The sequence below is a fragment of the Paenibacillus sp. 2TAB26 genome, from assembly GCF_052115145.1.
In the GTDB taxonomy this organism is placed as follows: Bacteria; Bacillota; Bacilli; order Paenibacillales; family Paenibacillaceae; genus Pristimantibacillus.
In genome coordinates, this window is sequence record NZ_JBFRGC010000006.1 from 74,624 (window position 1) to 91,975 (window position 17,352).

The following is a 17,352-nucleotide window of genomic DNA, read 5'->3' on the forward strand; positions in this document are numbered from 1 at the left end:
GTGATGATAAGGTCTAAACGTCCGAATTAATTATTGATATAACGCTCAAAAATAGCGCCAAAATCCTTGATGCGATATTGCTTGTGCGTATTTACAAGCCAGTTGAACGCGGATTTGTTCAGTCCGTCGAATTGTTCGACGACGTTGAAGTCGCCTTTATGGATTTGCTGCAACGTTGTGGATGCGAGATCCAGACTGCGTCTTGCATATTCAAGCGAGATTTCGTTCTCGCGTGTAATTTCTGAGATTTTGATAAGTGCTTTATAAAGGTCTTTCAGCTCTTCGATATGCTTCTTGTTGACATCGATGGAGAATGGCACTGAGCCAATCGTGAACTTGATTTCAACATCGAGATCGACTGTTCCAGCTGTTTCTAATGCAACTTGCGAAATTTGATTAGCACTGTAAGAGTAGCGCTTCAATGTGCGTTTTTTGCTCAAGGCGCTTTTGCCGTCAAGATGAATGAGTGCTAGGTTCGTGAAGCAATATTCGTCGGTTTTTGACTTAATGAGAAAATAAATCTTCTCATTATCCTCGTGCATGACATAATCGTCAGCATCAGCCTTGCTGAAATCTGCAGGCTTGATGATCGCGCCAATATCACTTATTCCAAGGGCATCTGCTGCTAATTTACCAAACATTTTACCATTCCTCTCATCGTTGCGTGGAATTCACACCTACTCATTATATATTAAAAAATGGAAAATATGATAGTCCATTTGTCGTATTTTAGCGTTGTGTGATACTGGATAATCATCTGTTTTATTAGCGGCTTATTCACAAACTTTTGCTGCGTTTATATAGAGAGGCTTATCTTACTATTTTTCAATCAATTGTCTTACTAAACTTTTTATCGGATGGATAAAATACGGGAAATTCAACAAACTGAGGAGATGGAAAGGAGGAACGTGACGATGAGTGAGCAACGAGAGGATTCGAACACGCTGCGCAGAGGTCTAAAGGCTCGGCATATGACCATGATATCGCTTGGGGGTTCTATCGGCACGGGGTTGTTTCTTGCGAGTGGCGGTGCCATTCACTCTGCTGGGCCAGGAGGAGCGGTGCTTGCTTATTCGCTGATAGGCATTATGGTATATTTTCTGATGACAAGCTTAGGGGAAATGGCTACCTATATGCCTGTGTCTGGAACGTTCAGCACCTATGCAGCGCGTTTTGTTGATCCTTCGCTTGGTTTTGCGCTTGGCTGGAACTATTGGTACAACTGGGCGATAACGATTGCGGCGGAGCTGTCTGCGGCCACGCTTGTTATGAAATTTTGGTTTCCGAACAGTCCGTCTATTTTGTGGAGCGGTCTATTTCTATTGTTAATGCTTAGCCTTAACCTTCTGTCTGTTAAGGGGTATGGCGAATCGGAATACTGGCTTGCCATGATCAAAATTGTGACGGTAATCGTGTTTATCGCTATCGGCTTGATGATGGTGATCGGCATTTGGAATGGGGAAGCGGTTGGCATAAGCAATCTGACGGACAATCCGTTTCCTGCTGGTTTTTTAGCTACGTTAGGCGTGTTTATGGCAGCTGGCTTCTCTTTTCAAGGAACGGAGCTAATTGGAGTAACGGCTGGAGAGAGTGAGAATCCTCGCGAGAATATCCCGCGTGCCATCCGTTCTATTTTTTGGAGAATCCTCTTGTTCTACATATTGGCGATATTGCTAATTGGCATGTTGATCCCTTATTCAAACGCGCAGCTCGCGAGCGGGGACATTTCGACGAGTCCATTTACGATCATTTTCGAGAGAGCAGGTCTTGCCGTAGCGGCTTCAATTATGAATGCAGTCATATTGACCTCGGTATTGTCAGCGGGCAATTCCGGTATGTATGCCTCTACGCGGATGCTTTGGGTGCTGGCGAAGGAGGGGAAGGCCCCTCGATTTCTGGCAAAGCTGAACGTGCGCGGGGTTCCTGTAGCGGCGCTCCTTGCGACGGGGGCTCTTGGCATGCTCGCTTTCTTAGCTTCCTTCTTCGGTGACGGCGTCGTCTACGTGTGGCTGCTGAATGCTTCGGGGATGTCTGGCTTTATCGTTTGGCTTGGCATTGCAATTAGCCATTACCGCTTTCGCAGAGCTTATGTATCACAAGGCCATAAGCTAGAGGATCTGGCCTATTTGGCGAAATGGTTTCCGTTTGGTCCGATCCTAGCTATGCTGCTCTGTATTGTTGTGATTGGCGGTCAGTTTATCGGCGCGCTCAAGGATGGCCGTATTGATTGGGCTTATATCTTCGCCTCCTACATCGGCATTCCCCTTTTCCTTGCCATCTTTATCGGACACAAATGGAAGTATCGTACTCGAATGCTGACGCTGGCAGAATGTAAGTTAGATCCGGAGGAATAGTATGAAAAAAAAGCTCCCAACCGTTATGCGCTGAGGCATTAGGCTGGAAGCTTTTTTTAATAAAATTTATAAAAAAATTAGTCGAGTACAGCTGTAATATGAGCTTTAGTAATCGACCAGTGGGACGTTGTCCACACTTTTTCTTTTTTCTCGATAAAAATTATTTGCGGGGACTCATGCTTAACGGAAGTATCTTCAGCGATTTGGTTGGAAACCGGACGCGATTCGATAACTTTTACAAGCACGTATTCCACATCTTCTCTTGGTTTCCCATCAAGATATTGATTGAATTCTTGGTAAGCGTTAGCGCTGACCGGGCAAGTTGTGCTGTGCTTGAATATAACGAGTGGACGAGTAGCTGAAGCTTCATAGACGTTGTTCCATTCTTCAATGGACGTAATTTCTTTGTATGACATAAGGGGAACACTCCTTTTAATCTGCTGTGCAGAAATTAATTAAAATCGTACATATAGTATAGCGCTTTTTGACGAGTAAAGTCATTTTTTTGTCGTTATGCCTTGAGCCATATTGCTATTGTATGAATCGGGTATTGCAATCGGAACTGGAGAGTGCTATGATAACGGAAGTCTAAATGACCGTTTTAGTTTTTTGGTCAGTTTTTAAAGTGATAAAGGAATGAAATGCTCGGAGGTGAAGGAATGGCCATTGATCGACGACAGCAGATTGTGAATGCTGCGGGGAAGTCGTTCGCATTGTTTGGGTATAAGGCGACGACCATGGATCAGGTAGCGAAAATTGCGAATGTGGGCAAAGGGACGATCTACACGTTCTTTACGAATAAAGAAGAGTTGTTCCACGAAATTATGAAGAAGCTTATTATTGAAATGAAGCAGGTTGCAGAAAAGGTTGTTGATCCTAATCGATTATTCTTCGATAATTTGAACGCTGCGCTCGAGCAGCTGCTCGATTTTCGCGAGGAACATGAGCTTGCACTTAAGCTATCGCATGAGGTACGCGAGATTGGTACGCCCATGGCGCTGGAGGGTATACAACAAATAGAGAAGGCAGTCGTTGGTTATATTCAACATCAAATCCAGCTGGCGATCGATAAGGGCGAGATTAAGCCTTGTGATCCAGAAATGACTGCGTTTGTTATGCTCCGCTTGTATATGGCGCTTACGGTAGAATGGAAAAAAACGCATGAACCGCTGAACAAACAGCAAGTAGCGGAAAAATTGCGATTCTATATGCAAGTAGGATTGGCTCCGGAATAACCTGGATGCCTTTTTTTACACAAAGAAATGACCGAATGAGAGAACTGGTCAATCAGTAACTGGGAGAGTGGACGATTTGAAGTTCAAAGGTTTAAAGCAGTTTGGTAAAGAATTGTCCGGAATCGGCCGCAACAAAATGTTGTTGATATCGGTAATTGGCGTGCTGATGATTCCCGTTATGTACTCATCGATGTTTCTAGGGGCGTTTTGGGACCCGTACGGAAATTTGGATAAGATGCCAGTAGCCGTCGTTAATGCGGATAAAGGGTATGAATTTAACGGCGAGATGATGCATATTGGCGATGATTTTGAGGCAGAGCTAAAGGAAAATGAAAAATTTGAATGGCATTTCGTGAGTAAAGAGGAAGCTGAGGTGGGAATGGAAGATCATAGCTACTATTTGGCCATTGAGATTCCTTCTGATTTCTCGGAGAAAACAACCACTTTAACTTCAGATAAGCCAACACCGGCTAAGCTTACGTATTTAGCTAATGAGAGTTATAACTTTTTAGCTTCTCAGATTGGCAGCAAAGCAGTAGACACGATGAAAATGGAGCTTAACAAAGAAGTGACGTCGGCTTATACGCGCACTGTTTTTGAGCAAATGGAGGAGCTCGTGGATGGCATAAGCAAAGCGAGCGATGGTGCAGGTGAAATTGCTGATGGGACGACAAAGGCGAAGGACGGAGCCGTACTCATCGAGAAAAACTTAGCGAAGCTGGTCAGCGGATCGCTGACTCTCAAAGAGGGAGTCGCTAAGCTGAACGATGGCGGCAAGGCGCTTGGCAAAGGCAGTGCCGAGCTTAGCACGGGCACGTCTAACTTGGCTAGCGGCCTGGCGCAGCTGCTGGCAGCGCAGAAGGAGCTTGGCGCGGGAGCCGCATCGCTTGGTGAAGGCGCGGGCTCACTTGGAGCCGGAGCGGTGAAGCTTAGCGACGGCTTGTCGCAATTAGCCGGAGCGAGCGGACAGCTGGCGGGAGGCGCGTCGGACGCGCAGCAGGCTGCAGGGCAGCTGGCGGGCGGTCTTAAGGAATCAGCTGCGGGCGAGGAGCAGCTGAAGGCAGGAGCGTCGCAGCTGGCGAATGGGCTGGCGCAGCTGGGTCAGGCGAACCCCGAGCTGGCGGAGAGCGAAAGCTTTGCGTCTTTGCTCAAAGCGAGCCGAGAGCTTGCGGCGGGTCTGGAGAAGTCTTCAGAAGGACAGAAGCAGCTAAGAGACGGGGCGTCTAAGCTGAGCGACGGCCTAGTCAAAGTATCTGATGGACTTGGAACCTTCGATAAGAAGGTCGAGGAAGCAGCGGCCGGCGGCAAGCAGCTTGGTGCAGGGGCAGAGCAGGTAGTCGCTGGTGCGAAGAAATTTTCAACCGGCATGAATCAATTTGGCTCGAAGCTTGCTGAAGCAAGTGCCGGCGGATCAAAACTTGCAGCAGGTGCCAAACAGCTGAATAGCGGGGCAGCAACGCTTACGTCTGGACTTTCACAGTTGTCCTCAAGCATTACGCCATTCGTTAATGGTTCGGTAGAGCTGGAGGATGGTGCGCAGCAAGTAGCTTCAGGTTTGTTGAAATTGGAGGATGGCACTCAGGAGCTGTCAGGCAAGCTAAATGAAGCGTCGGATAAGACGTCTGATCTAAAGCTGACAGATACGATGGTGGATATGTTCTCCGATCCAGTGAAGCTTGATGTAGAGAAAGTAACGAAGGTAGATAACTACGGTACGGGTCTTGCGCCGTATTTCCTATCGCTTGGATTATATGTCGGGGCTATGCTATTAACGATTGTATATTCGGTTCGTGAACCGGCTGTTCGTCCAGTTAACGGCTGGAGCTGGTTTTTGAGTAAAGCACTCACTTTAGCGCTAATCGGTACCATTCAGGCATTGATTGCGGATGCTGCTCTCATTTATGTGCTGAAGCTGGAAGTGCAAAGCATGGGCTTGTTCGTAATGTACTCCATACTAACCAGCATTACGTTTATGATGATTATTCAATTCCTAGTTGCTTCAATGGGCAATCCGGGACGATTTATCGCAGTTATTTTGCTTATCTTCCAATTAACGAGCTCTGCGGGCACATTCCCTATCGAGCTTGTACCTGGATGGCTGCAAAAAGTATCGCCGTTCCTGCCAATGACTTACTCCGTCAAAGGCTTTAGAGATATTATCTCAAGCGGAGATTACAGCTCGATGGCTGGATATGTTGCAATTATGGCGGGCATTGCTATTCTGTTCGCGGTACTTTCTTATCTATACTTTACTTTGTCCCATCGGAAAACGAAGGACGATCAGATGGAACCAGCAGTTCCGGCATCTGTTTAATTTAAAAAAGGGCTAGTCTCGAATAATCCGAGGTACAGCCCAATATGCAAAGACGCTCTCAAAACCACAATGAAAAGTGGATGAGAGCGTCTTTTTTTGTATGCAAATGTAGAACAAGGAAGTGAGGTGAGCCTGATTAACTCAGCAGAGTAATATAAAAACGGCTGACCATCTTGGAAGGGATCATTTAAGATGATCTCTTCTCATTCGGCCAGCCGTTAATTATCTGCTATTCGTGAATTTCAGTGAGCAATTGACCAAGCGTCTCGAGCGCTTGCTCTTCCTGTTCGCCGTCAATTTCCAAAGTCACTTCTTCATTCATCGCAATACCAAGTGTCAGCATGCTAAGCGAGCTTTTGCCGTTTACTTTTTTACCTTTAGCGATGACGCTGATTTTACAAGGAAAGGTGTTTGCTGTTTGGACGAAGGTTTTAGTTGGGCGTACATGAAAGCCCGTCGGATTGATGATAGTGTAAGTTTTGCTAATCATGATGAATCACTCCGTTTCTTGTGCGTTCTACGAATTGTGTAATTTCCTGAGTGCTCCGCATAGTCAGTGCTTGATTGGCATGAACCGACCATTCGGACTGGTCAAGCTGTCCAATCAGCTCTCTTGCTTGCAGAATCGAACCTGCGCTCATGCTGAATTCATGCAGGCCAAGGCCAAGCAGTAAAGGGATTGCCGTCTGATCGCCTGCCATCTCGCCGCACATGCCCACCCATTTGCCTTCCTTCTCTGCCGCTTGAATAACGAAGCTGATGAGGCGAAGCAAGGATGGATGCCATGGCTGGTATAGGTACGATACCGTTTCGTTCATACGGTCTGCCGCCATTGTATATTGAATCAAATCATTAGTGCCGATGCTAAAGAAATCAACTTCAGGAGCGAAAAGATCGGCAGCGACTGCCGCAGCTGGAATTTCGACCATCATGCCTATTTCGATATGCTCGGCAAGCTGCACGCCTTCGGCGATGAGCTTCTGCTTTTCTTCCTCAAGCAGCTTCTTTGCCTCGAGGAGCTCCTCTAATACGGCAATCATCGGGAACATGATTTTCAAATTGCCGTAGCGGCTGGCGCGGAGAAGCGCCCGCAGCTGTGTACGGAACAAGTCTTGTCTATCGAGACATAGGCGCAGCGCGCGCTGTCCTAAGAATGGGTTGCTTTCCTTTGGCAGCTCCATGTAGGGGAGTTCCTTGTCTCCGCCTATATCAAGCGTCCTGATGACGACTGGCTTAGGGTTCATTTTCTCAAGTGCATATTTATAGCTGGTGAACTGCTCCTCCTCAGTAGGGAGGGAGCTGCGCCCCATATATAGAAATTCGGTACGAAAAAGTCCAATTCCTTCGGCGCCGTTGTCGATTGCCCGCTGAATATCTTCCAAGCTGCCGATGTTGGCTGCAAGCTCTACTTGCTTGCCATCCTTGGATAAAGTGAGCTTATCCTTCAGCTTGCTTAATTCCGCTCTGCGCAGATCATCCTTTTGTTTCTTTTCTTGATAGGCTGCCAGCTCTTCATCCGTAGGCTCAATTAGGACAATGCCTTCAGCCGCGTCAACGATAATGACGGCTTGCTCTTTCATATCCTGAACCGCTTGGCCGATCCCTACGATTGCTGGTATTTCCAATGACCGCGCCATAATGGCAGAATGCGAGGTGCGGCTGCCTATCTCTGTGACAAAACCGCGTACGAAGTTCAAATTAAGCTGAGCAGTATCTGAAGGCGTCAGATCGCGCGCAACGATAATACACTCCTCCGAAAGATTGGCTAGGTCAGTATGCGGAACGCCGCGCAAATGACTCATGATACGTCCGGATACGTCCTCAATATCAACGGCGCGCCCTCTTAGCAGTTCATCAGTCATCGATTGCAGCAGGTCGATAAAATATTTAGATATCTCATGGAGCGCAAATTGAGCATCTATGGATTCTTCGTCTATTTTCTGCTCAATCGCTTCAATGAAATCAGGATCTTCCAAAATCATCAGATGACCTTCGAATATTTCGGCCTTGTCTGCTCCGAGGCGCTCCTCTGTTTTTGCACGAATCGCTTCAACTTCTTCACGGGTGCTTGCAACAGCACGGCGGAACGTTTCTATTTCCTGCGCACTGTCTTGCACAGATTGCTCAGTCGGTATAAAACGCTCGGATGCGAGATGGAAGACCGGGGCAATGGCGATACCCGGTGATGCTGCTATCCCTTTAAGTGTTAATGTCATTAACTTCAGACTCCTTTCGCCGCAGATTGGAGGGAATGCTCCAGCTTGCGGTATTGCTCTGCCGCTTGTATATGAAGCGGATGCTGCTCATCTAAACCTGTATATTTTGTTATCGTAGAATGCAGGCCTAGCTCCTTAATGGAAGCTTGCAGCTCGGCAGCCTCGGGATCATCTACAGCATTAAAATGTAAAGCTGCTGCCATAGCCGTGGTCAAATGAATAGCAGGCATGCCATATTTATAAGCTAATGAGGCCGGTCTAACTAGACGGTCATTCGGAGAAATCTTGCGAATAGGCGAGCGGCCGATTCGAACAACCTCGTCTACCAAATAAGGATTAACAAAGCGCTCCAAAATTTGCTCAACATAAAGCGCATGCTCTTTCTCATCGAATTGATACGTTTTGATAAGCGCAGCTCCTGATTCCTGCAATGCGCCTCGTACCTCTGCCAATATCTCTTTGTTGTTCATCGCTTCTTGAATCGTCTCGCAGCCTTTAAGAAAACCGTGATACGCTGCAACGCAATGCCCTGTATTAACAGTGAACAGCTTGCGCTCGATATACGGCTCCAGTTGATCGACGTAGTGTACTCCGTCAATTTCCTTAAGCGAATTAAGCAATGGGGAGCGCTCTACAGTCCACTCATAGAAAGGCTCGACCATAACTTCAAGTGGGTCTTCATTTTGCTGTAGCGGAACGATACGGTCAACGGCGGCGTCAGGGAAAACGATATGCTGATCGGCTTTCGCCTGTACATCCGCAGATAGATGGCCATAAACGAACTGCTTCAAAATCGTGCTGCCGCCAAGGGCATTCTCGCACGCAATAATCGGAAGAGCGGCTTTGCCGCTCTCGATTCTAAGCTCAATTCCCTTAGCAACCGCAGCGGCAATATGCTTCAGTACCGATACGCCAACAGCGGTTGTGACGATATCCGCTTCTGCGATAGTTTTAGCGACTAAATCTATATTTTTGCCGTCAATAGCAGTTATATGGTCAACAAGATACGTGTCGCCTTGCTCGTTTGCAATCTTAACCGCATATTGCCCTTTTTCCTGCAGCTGCGAGACAAGTGTATCATTTACATCAACAAAACATACCTCGTAGCCCGCGTTATGCAGCAGCAAACCGATAAAACCTCTGCCTATGTTGCCTGCGCCGAAGTGAACGGCCTTCATGATTCCATCCCCGATTCAAAGATAGAAATCAATTCTTGCTCCGATGAAGCGTTCAAGATGCGCTGCATATCTTCTTCCTCTGACACGAGCACAGCAACATTGGTCAAAATATCAAGGTGATCGTCGCCGACAGCCGCTAGGCCGATAATTAATTGAGCAGGCTCTTCGCCGCCGAAGTCTACGCCAGCCGGTACGGTAATAATGGCCATGCCTGTAGATTTAATAAGTGCTTTCGATTCATTCGTGCCATGAGGCATGGCAAGCCCTCCGCCAATATAAGTGGATAGAGACTCCTCGCGCTCAATCATTTTGTCGATATACGACTGCGGAGCATGCCCTGCGTCAACAAGCATTTGTCCAACCATGCGGATCGCTTCGTATTTGTCCTTAAGGTTAACGTTTAATTTTACTTTCTCTGTAGATAGAATGGTCATGATTATTCTCTCCAATCCAATTTGGTTTTTATATATTGTTCCAGCTTCTTTGAGATAAACAACTTAATGCTTGCCGCATCATCATGCGCTAATAAAGTAAGCAGATCCGGCAGCAGCAGCATTGCGCTAATTTCACTTAGCAGCTCAAGGCTATAGGAATCAAGCTTGAGAGGGCCGAGCATCATCAACAGGTGCTTGGCCTGCGCATCTTCATCCTCGCCTAGCTGCAAAGTTCGATCATAACGATATAAAGCAAGCAGCGGCTCTTTAATCCATTCGCTGCGTGTGTGAAGCAGGGCGAGCTCGGTATCTGGTATGACCAGACTTCCTTGCAGCTCTCTTGCGAGCAACTGGTCGGCTATTTTTTCGCGATTTGCATCGATATATGGCTTTCTGATTAAGGAAAGCATGCTCGGCAGCTGGTGATCCAATCGATCTTGATCTGGCAACAGCGTTAAATCATGCACATGGAAGCCGACAAGCAGCTGAAGAACGATGCCGGAATACAGCTGAAGCTGAAGCAAACGATCTAGAGGTGACTGGCCTGCCGTATCTTCGTTTGCTGATAGGGAGGGAGCGGCCTTCTTCAAGGTGGTGCCCTCTATATAGCTGCGAAGCTTATTTGTTTCTTCCGGCGTGAGCAGAGGACTCAGCTTAATATAGCGATCCGGCTCTAGCGGCAAATCAACAGTTGAAATGATCAAATCATAGCGGCTCGGCGGTAGCCTTGTCGCTTCATACCATGAATAATGACCGATCAGGTCGATTTGCGGCAGTACGTTAGCAATTTTGACAGCTAGAAGCTTGGATGAACCGATGCCGCTCGTGCAAACGAGAACAGCTCTTATTTTTCTTGGAAAAGGCTTTAACCGCTCAAGGGAAGCTCCAAAATGCATAACGATATAACCGATCTCCTCGTCAGGCACTTGTAGAAGCGGATAAACCTGTTGTACAGCGCTTTGAACAATGGAGAACAATATAGCGTAATCTTTTTTGATCGGCACTAACATCGGATTGCGGATGGCGATGCCATCCTTAATGCGCTGAAAGGCTGGTTTTATATGCTGAATAAGTCCTTCCTCTAGCGATCTATCCTCCATGAGCGACATGTTTAGCTGATCCTCGACATAACGGATGAGCAGCTTGACGCCTTCAATGGCCTTCATATCTTCATGATGAATCAACAGGCCGTTATCTAGAAAAGCTTCACTATTCAGCAGTTGTGAAAGATACATTTTTTCTTCTATTGGGAGCTGTAGATTGAGCACAACCAGCAAGCTTCGCAGCAAGGGAATGATTTCAACAGAATGACGATATTCGCTTGCTGTGACAAAGCAGTTGTTCTCAATTCGGGTTAACGCAACCGACAGCTTAATAAGCAATCTTGTATAGTTAGATTCGGACAATGTGTGTGGCCATTCGTCATTTAGTTCCCATAGCGCATGCTCGAGCCGCTTAAAGTTTTCTTTGCCGATCATGTCGAGCAGCTGTGCTGTGATCGGGTTTGAGACCGTAAGGTTCTTGAATTGACCGAATAAATCGGAATCGTCGAGATGATTTATGGCAAGCAAGCTAATCGAATGACGCTTATCTTCTTCAGATCCAATAATTTCAACGCCATACCCTCTTCTGCGAACAAGGGTCATCCCATGTTTATTGATCAGTTCCTCCAGCTCATCGAGATCATGGCTGATGGTCGGCATCGTGACACGCAGCTCATGGGCGAGTGCAAACAGCTTTATCGGCTCGTCATGCTCAAGCAGCCTGCAGAGAATAACGATTTTTCGTTCTTCAGCCGAATATTCAAAGTAATCAGACGGCTCAAACGATTGTTTAAATCGCTCAAGAGTACCGGTGTCTGCTTCTACTTGAATACCAAGCCCTGCTATTTTGTGAAGTACAATGCCGTTTGCGGCAAGTAACGATTCGATATCGACAAGCTCGCGATGGATCGTTCTTGTGCTCGTACCGACAATGGACGCGATATCGGCTGCGGTAATTTCTTGCTTTTGACTCAGCAGCAGTTCGATAATTCGACGTTGCCTAGTTGAGGCTTTGATAGGCTATCCTCCTTAGCAGAAGAATGGACTTAACGCCGACAGTAAACTGTCAGCGTTAAGTATGAAGTCATGAACTTAGTCTTTGTACGAGCAAGTCATACTCTGGACTTTTAAGGAAATTATCAATGGAAATATGCTCTGCGTTAGGCGCCTTTAGGCGTGCGCGGTCAGTCAATGTTTTATGGGTGATCACGATGTCGGCATCGCCTGGAATATCGTTGATCGCCGTGTTGATAACAGTAATCGGCAGCTCAGCTGCATTTATTTTTTTGCGCAATATGGAAGCGCCCATCGCGCTCGAGCCCATACCCGCATCGCAAGAAAATACAATTTTGTTCACTTGCTCTTTCGTTAGCTGTACTTGTTCAGCGGCAGGTGAAGCAGCATTGCCTTTGGATTCAGCTTTCATTTGCTGAACTTTTTGTGCAGCGAGCTCAAGTTCGTTGTCGTTATCTCCTGCCTGCTTGCTTGTTTTAAGAAGAACAGCAGAGACAAGGAATGAAACGATTGTTGCGACGACTACACCGCTTAGCATGGCTAGTAGTCCGCCTTTAGGCGTCATGGTGATATAGGCGATAATGCTGCCCGGTGATGGCGCGGCGACAAGACCAGCTCCGAAGATGGAGAAGGTGAATGTACCAGCAACACCCCCAGCGATAGCTGCGATAATCAAACGCGGATTCATTAGAATATACGGGAAGTAAATCTCGTGAATACCGCCGAAGAAATGAATGACAACAGCGCCTGGCGCCGATTGCTTAACCATTCCTTTTCCGAATACCCAATAAGCAAGCAGAATGCCAAGACCAGGTCCTGGGTTGGATTCCAGCATGTAAATGATGGATTTGCCGGCCTGTGATGCTTGATCCAGCGCAAGCGGACCTAGTATGCCGTGGTTAATCGCGTTGTTGAGAAACAGTACTTTAGCTGGCTCGATCAGAATGTTCGCAAGCGGCAGGAAACCAGTGTTGATCAGCCACTCCACACCTGAAGCAAGTACTTTGCTTAATGCGGCTACGACCGGCCCGATGCCTTTGAAGGCAATCAATGCAAGACCGCCGCCAATAATGCCGGACGAGAAATTGTTGATGAGCATTTCAAAGCCCGAAGGAATCTTTCCTTCAATAGATTGATCGAATTTCTTCAGCACCCATGCGGCTAGCGGGCCAACGATCATGGCTCCGAGGAACATTGGAATGTCCGCCCCTGCAATAACGCCGAGTGTGACGATTGCGCCGACTACGCCTCCGCGTACGCCGTGAATCATTTGACCACCGGTATAGCCGATGAGTATAGGGAGCAAGTAGGTAATCATCGGTCCAACAAGTGTTGCTAGGCTTTCGTTCGGAAACCAGCCTGTTGGAATAAATAGTGCCGTAATGAGTCCCCATGCAATAAAAGCGCCAATATTCGGCATGACCATGCCGCTTAGGAAACGACCAAATCGTTGTACGGAAACTTTAACTCCGCCGGATACCGGTTGCTCGGATGTCAGTTTACTCATGCTTAAACCTCCAATTTATAATAATGTTCACTAACCGAACCTGAATTAATCGTAATGTATAGCGCTTTCATATTCAATGAATTGAAAAACAGGTTGCGTCATGAGCATTGTTGACATCATTTTTCCTTTTAGTATTGCTGATTTTCGGGGATGCTGTATAATCACTATTGTTTCTTCTAAAACTGCAAAGGGGAATGCGATATGCAAGACCAAACGATTATTCGTTTTGAACATGTGACAAAACAATATGCTCATAATGCTGCTGCTGTCCTCAAAGACGTCAGCTTTACAATAGAGCGAGGCAAATTTTATACGCTGCTTGGTCCGTCCGGCTGCGGCAAGACGACGGTACTCCGGCTAATAGCTGGCTTCACTGAACCCTCAGAGGGTCAAATCTATTTCCATAATAAAGTGATAAACCGGGTTCCTGCGAATGAACGTCAAGTGAATACGGTTTTCCAGGATTACGCTCTTTTTCCTCATCTTAATGTGTTCGAGAATGTTGCCTTTGGCCTGCGAATCAAGAAGATGAAAAACGCGGATGTGACGAATAAAGTGAAGGATGCGCTTCGTTTCGTCAACTTGGACGGTTACGAATCACGGGAGATTTCAGAGATGTCCGGCGGTCAGCGGCAGCGCGTTGCCATCGCGCGGGCGATCGTGAACGAACCGGAAATTATTTTGCTGGACGAGCCGTTATCTGCACTTGACCTTAAGCTTCGTACGGAAATGCAATACGAGCTGCGCGAGCTGCAGCGCCGACTTGGCATCACATTTATATTTGTTACGCATGACCAAGAGGAAGCGCTGGCGATGTCTGATGAAATTTTTGTTATTAATGAAGGAAAAATTCAACAAAGCGGAACGCCAACGGATATTTACGATGAGCCGATCAATCGCTTTGTTGCGGATTTTATTGGTGAATCCAATATTGTACCCGGCCGAATGGCACGCGACTTCGAGGTGGAGTTCGCTGGTCGTTCATTTGAATGCGTCGATCAAGGGCTCACGCCAAATGAGGCTGTTGATATTGTAATCAGGCCAGAGGATTTGGAGATTACCTCATCAGAGAATGGTAAGCTGCAAGTGCGTGTAGATTCACAATTGTTCCGCGGGGTACATTACGAGATTTGCTGTTACGATGAATCAGGCAATGAGTGGCTTGTCCATTCCACTCGCAAAGCTACAGTAGGGGAGCAGATCGGATTAACCTTTGACCCAGAAGCCATCCATGTTATGAGACTAGGTGAAACGGAAGAAGAATTCGATAAGCGTCTTGAAGCATACAGCGAGGCCGCAGATGTCGAATAAATCACGTAGTTTTTATCTCATACCGTATATGGCTTGGATTGTGTTATTTGTTATAGCGCCGATCGTGTTAATTGCCTATTACTCCTTCTTTGATGTAGAGGGCAACTTCACGCTGGACAATTATGTGAAGTTCTTTACGCCGGTTTATATGAAAATGACGCTTAGCTCCTTCTGGTACGCGTTTCTGATAACTGCAATATCATTGCTTGTCGCGTATCCGGCTGCTTATTTATTGACAAAAACTAAGCATAAACAGCTCTGGCTGCTGCTTATTATACTGCCTAGCTGGATCAATTTGCTGCTAAAGGCTTATGCGTTTATTGGCTTGTTCGGTACATACGGCTTTGCGAATTCCGTACTGGAAGCGATCGGCATTCCGAAACAGCAAATTTTGTTTACGGACTTTAGTTTTATTTTCGTATCGGTTTATATTTTTATTCCTTTTATGATTTTGCCGATCTTCAACGCGCTGGAGGAAATGAATCCGACGCTTGTGTATGCGGCGCGTGATCTTGGCGCATCCGCGTGGACGACGTTCCGGCGTGTTATTTTTCCGCTAACGATCAGTGGAGTGAAATCCGGCTGTATGGCTGTATTTATACCTGCATTATCTCTGTTCATGATTACGAGGTTGATTGCCGGCAATCGGGTTATTACGCTAGGTACAGCAATCGAGCAGCATTTTCTCGTGACGCAGGACTGGGGTATGGGTTCGACGATTGCTGTGTTCTTGATTCTAGCAATGGCGGCGATGATGCTGTTAACTGGCAATCGAAAGCGGGGTGCGGCAGATGCGCGGAAAAAATAAATGGTCGAACATCTATCTCGTACTCGTGTTTGCAGTACTCTATGCGCCTATTTTTTATTTAATGTTTTATTCGTTCAATAGCGGCGGCTCGATGCGTAATTTCGAGAGCTTCACGCTTGATTATTACAAAGAGGTTTTTGCGGATACGCGTTTGCTCATCATTGTCCTGAACACGTTCGTTATTGCGCTGCTGTCCGCTGCAATTTCGACGATTCTTGGTGTTATTGGTGCGATAGCTATTCATCACATTCGCAGCAATCGACCGAAACAATCGCTTTTGACGCTCAACAATGTATTGATCGTAAGTCCCGATGTTATTATCGGTGCGTCCTTTCTTATCCTATTTACGATGATTGGCATCAAGCTGGGCTTTGTGTCCGTCTTGCTGTCGCATATTGCGTTCAGTGTTCCGATTGTCGTTATTATGGTGCTGCCGAAGCTGCAGGAAATGAGCTCAACGTTGATTGATGCGGCGCATGATCTTGGTGCCAGCTCGTGGCAGGTGCTGACGCGCGTCGTGCTTCCCTTCATTAGGCCGGGCATATTCGCAGGGTTCTTTATGGCGCTGACGTATTCGCTAGATGACTTTGCGGTAACATTTTTTGTAACCGGCAACGGCTTCTCGACGCTGTCTGTTGAGATCTACTCGCGGGCGCGCCAAGGTGTGTCGCTATCGATCAATGCGTTGTCGACACTTATTTTCTTATTTACGATCATTCTGGTCGTTGGTTATTACTTCATTAATCAACGAAATATGAAGCCGTCAAGCAAGGAGGGACACTAATGACACAGCTGGTGCGTATGTTCGTAATCGTGTTTGTTGTTTCATTTGGCCTCATCTACCTGACTTCGTATTTGAATGATAGTGAAGGCTACAGCGGAAGCAATACACTGACGATTTACAACTGGGGCGATTATGTTGATCCCGAGCTGCTTGACCGCTTTGAAGATGAGACGGGCATTAAGGTCATTTACCAAACCTTCGATTCGAATGAAGCGATGATGACCAAAATTGGACAAGGCGGTACGACGTTTGATGTGAGCATTCCCTCTGAGTATGCGATTAGCAAGATGAAAGAGGATGGGTTGCTCTTAAAGCTCGATCACTCGAAACTCCCGAATTTAAAATACATCGATTCGCGTTTCATGAATTTATCATTTGATCCGGATAACGCTTATTCCATTCCTTATTTTTGGGGGACTGTCGGAATTGTGTTCAATCCAGAGTTAGTCGGGGACCTGACTTTCTCCAGCTGGAATGATCTATGGGATAAAAGCCTGCGCAACCAGATCCTGCTGCTGGACGGTGCTCGCGAGGTTATGGGCATGGGGCTTAACTCTTTAGGTTATTCGTTGAATGATACGGAAGAGGCTCATTTGCAGGAGGCGAAAGCGAAGCTGCTCCAAATGACGCCTAACGTGAAGGCGATTGTCGGAGACGAAATCAAGATGCTGCTTGCAAACGAAGAAGCGGCAGTCGGTCTTGTTTGGTCGGGTGATGCATCGGAAATTATGGATGAGAACGATAAGCTTGATTATATCGTGCCAGAGGAAGGCTCAAATCTTTGGTTCGATAATATGGTTATTCCGAAGACGGCCAAAAATATCGAAGGCGCGCATCAATTTATCAATTTCATGCTCGATCCTGAAGTGGCTGCTCAGAACGCGGAATATGTCGGTTACTCGACTCCGAATGAGGCGGCGCTGGCGCTGCTGCCTGAGGAGATTGCGACCGATGAGCGTTTTTACCCAGATGAAGAGCTGACCGAAAGGCTTGAGGTTTACGACAACCTCGGCAAAAGAATGTTGGCCCACTATAACGAGTTGTTCCTTGAGTTTAAAATGCATAAGAAATAAACAAAAGAGATAGCATTTTTCTAATGATTCCCATGCTATGCTGGATAAGATATTTCCAGATGAGGCGGCAAATGCGAATAG

16 protein-coding genes and 1 pseudogene are annotated in these 17,352 nt (G+C 46.7%); 8 read left to right on the forward strand and 9 right to left on the reverse strand.

Going from position 1 to position 17,352, the window contains the following annotated elements; genetic code table 11:
* Nucleotides 1-26: 26 nt before the first annotated feature.
* Nucleotides 27-641 carry a PH domain-containing protein gene (locus AB4Z50_RS07810; RefSeq protein WP_441877719.1) on the reverse strand — a complete coding sequence of 205 codons (615 nt, stop codon included), beginning with the start codon at nt 639-641 and terminating at the stop codon, nt 27-29.
* A 273-nt stretch (nt 642-914) separates the two neighbouring features.
* Between AB4Z50_RS07810 and AB4Z50_RS07815 the strand changes: the two genes are divergently transcribed.
* Nucleotides 915-2,354, forward strand: a complete 1,440-nt coding sequence (locus AB4Z50_RS07815; protein WP_441877723.1) for an amino acid permease — start codon at nt 915-917, stop codon at nt 2,352-2,354.
* 77 nt (nt 2,355-2,431) lie between these two features.
* On the opposite strand, the gene ytxJ is transcribed toward AB4Z50_RS07815, so the two are convergent.
* Entirely contained in the window at nt 2,432-2,770 is a 339-nt protein-coding gene (gene ytxJ, locus AB4Z50_RS07820) for a bacillithiol system redox-active protein YtxJ (protein ID WP_076268487.1), read from the reverse strand.
* Between the two features lie 243 nt (nt 2,771-3,013).
* Here ytxJ and AB4Z50_RS07825 point away from each other — a divergent pair, with 243 nt between their 5' ends.
* Both AB4Z50_RS07825 and AB4Z50_RS07830 read left to right on the forward strand, forming a co-directional pair.
* On the forward strand, nt 3,014-3,589 hold the full coding sequence (locus AB4Z50_RS07825) for a TetR/AcrR family transcriptional regulator (RefSeq protein WP_076268486.1): 576 nt from the start codon (nt 3,014-3,016) through the stop codon (nt 3,587-3,589).
* A gap of 76 nt (nt 3,590-3,665) precedes the next feature.
* On the forward strand, nt 3,666-5,903 hold the full coding sequence (locus tag AB4Z50_RS07830) for a YhgE/Pip family protein (RefSeq protein ID WP_441877726.1): 2,238 nt from the start codon (nt 3,666-3,668) through the stop codon (nt 5,901-5,903).
* 229 nt (nt 5,904-6,132) lie between these two features.
* Here the strand turns inward: AB4Z50_RS07830 and AB4Z50_RS07835 are convergent, their stop codons facing one another.
* The 5 genes from AB4Z50_RS07835 to AB4Z50_RS07855 are packed head-to-tail and all read right to left on the reverse strand — an operon-like array spanning nt 6,133 to nt 11,434.
* Nucleotides 6,133-6,393, reverse strand: a complete 261-nt coding sequence (locus AB4Z50_RS07835; protein ID WP_339206371.1) for an HPr family phosphocarrier protein — start codon at nt 6,391-6,393, stop codon at nt 6,133-6,135.
* Complete coding sequence (ptsP, locus tag AB4Z50_RS07840) at nt 6,386-8,119, reverse strand: phosphoenolpyruvate--protein phosphotransferase (protein WP_441877728.1); 1,734 nt, start codon at nt 8,117-8,119, stop codon at nt 6,386-6,388. The genes AB4Z50_RS07835 and ptsP overlap by 8 nt, the downstream gene beginning before the upstream one ends.
* 5 nt (nt 8,120-8,124) lie before the next feature.
* Entirely contained in the window at nt 8,125-9,297 is a 1,173-nt protein-coding gene (locus tag AB4Z50_RS07845) for a mannitol-1-phosphate 5-dehydrogenase (protein WP_441877730.1), read from the reverse strand.
* Entirely contained in the window at nt 9,294-9,731 is a 438-nt protein-coding gene (locus tag AB4Z50_RS07850) for a PTS sugar transporter subunit IIA (RefSeq protein WP_339206377.1), read from the reverse strand. The genes AB4Z50_RS07845 and AB4Z50_RS07850 overlap by 4 nt, the downstream gene beginning before the upstream one ends.
* 2 nt (nt 9,732-9,733) lie before the next feature.
* Nucleotides 9,734-11,434 (reverse strand): BglG family transcription antiterminator, encoded by a 1,701-nt coding sequence (locus tag AB4Z50_RS07855; protein WP_441877732.1) that lies wholly within the window; start codon nt 11,432-11,434, stop codon nt 9,734-9,736.
* Here AB4Z50_RS07855 and AB4Z50_RS07860 point away from each other — a divergent pair.
* On the forward strand, nt 11,417-11,653 hold the full coding sequence (locus AB4Z50_RS07860; RefSeq protein WP_441877734.1) for a hypothetical protein: 237 nt from the start codon (nt 11,417-11,419) through the stop codon (nt 11,651-11,653). The genes AB4Z50_RS07855 and AB4Z50_RS07860 overlap by 18 nt on opposite strands.
* Nucleotides 11,654-11,671: 18 nt before the next feature.
* Here the strand turns inward: AB4Z50_RS07860 and AB4Z50_RS07865 are convergent.
* Nucleotides 11,672-11,791: pseudogene (locus AB4Z50_RS07865) on the reverse strand (HTH domain-containing protein); the annotation flags it as partial.
* Between the two features lie 67 nt (nt 11,792-11,858).
* Entirely contained in the window at nt 11,859-13,295 is a 1,437-nt protein-coding gene (locus AB4Z50_RS07870; protein ID WP_441877736.1) for a PTS mannitol transporter subunit IICB, read from the reverse strand.
* Nucleotides 13,296-13,496: 201 nt separating this feature from the next.
* Between AB4Z50_RS07870 and AB4Z50_RS07875 the strand changes: the two genes are divergently transcribed.
* Genes AB4Z50_RS07875 through AB4Z50_RS07890 form a run of 4 tightly spaced genes read left to right on the forward strand, consistent with a single transcriptional unit; the run spans nt 13,497 to nt 17,271 of the window.
* On the forward strand, nt 13,497-14,606 hold the full coding sequence (locus AB4Z50_RS07875) for an ABC transporter ATP-binding protein (RefSeq protein WP_076268479.1): 1,110 nt from the start codon (nt 13,497-13,499) through the stop codon (nt 14,604-14,606).
* Nucleotides 14,596-15,414 carry an ABC transporter permease gene (locus AB4Z50_RS07880; protein WP_076268478.1) on the forward strand — a complete coding sequence of 273 codons (819 nt, stop codon included), beginning with the start codon at nt 14,596-14,598 and terminating at the stop codon, nt 15,412-15,414. Before AB4Z50_RS07875 ends, AB4Z50_RS07880 begins: the two co-directional genes overlap by 11 nt.
* The gene (locus AB4Z50_RS07885; RefSeq protein WP_076268477.1) at nt 15,398-16,198 is read left to right on the forward strand and encodes an ABC transporter permease; all 801 of its coding nucleotides are present in this window, start codon (nt 15,398-15,400) and stop codon (nt 16,196-16,198) included. Before AB4Z50_RS07880 ends, AB4Z50_RS07885 begins: the two co-directional genes overlap by 17 nt.
* Nucleotides 16,198-17,271, forward strand: coding sequence for an ABC transporter substrate-binding protein (locus tag AB4Z50_RS07890; protein ID WP_441877739.1), 1,074 nt, complete (start codon nt 16,198-16,200; stop codon nt 17,269-17,271). The genes AB4Z50_RS07885 and AB4Z50_RS07890 overlap by 1 nt, the downstream gene beginning before the upstream one ends.
* Nucleotides 17,272-17,352: the final 81 nt, after the last annotated feature.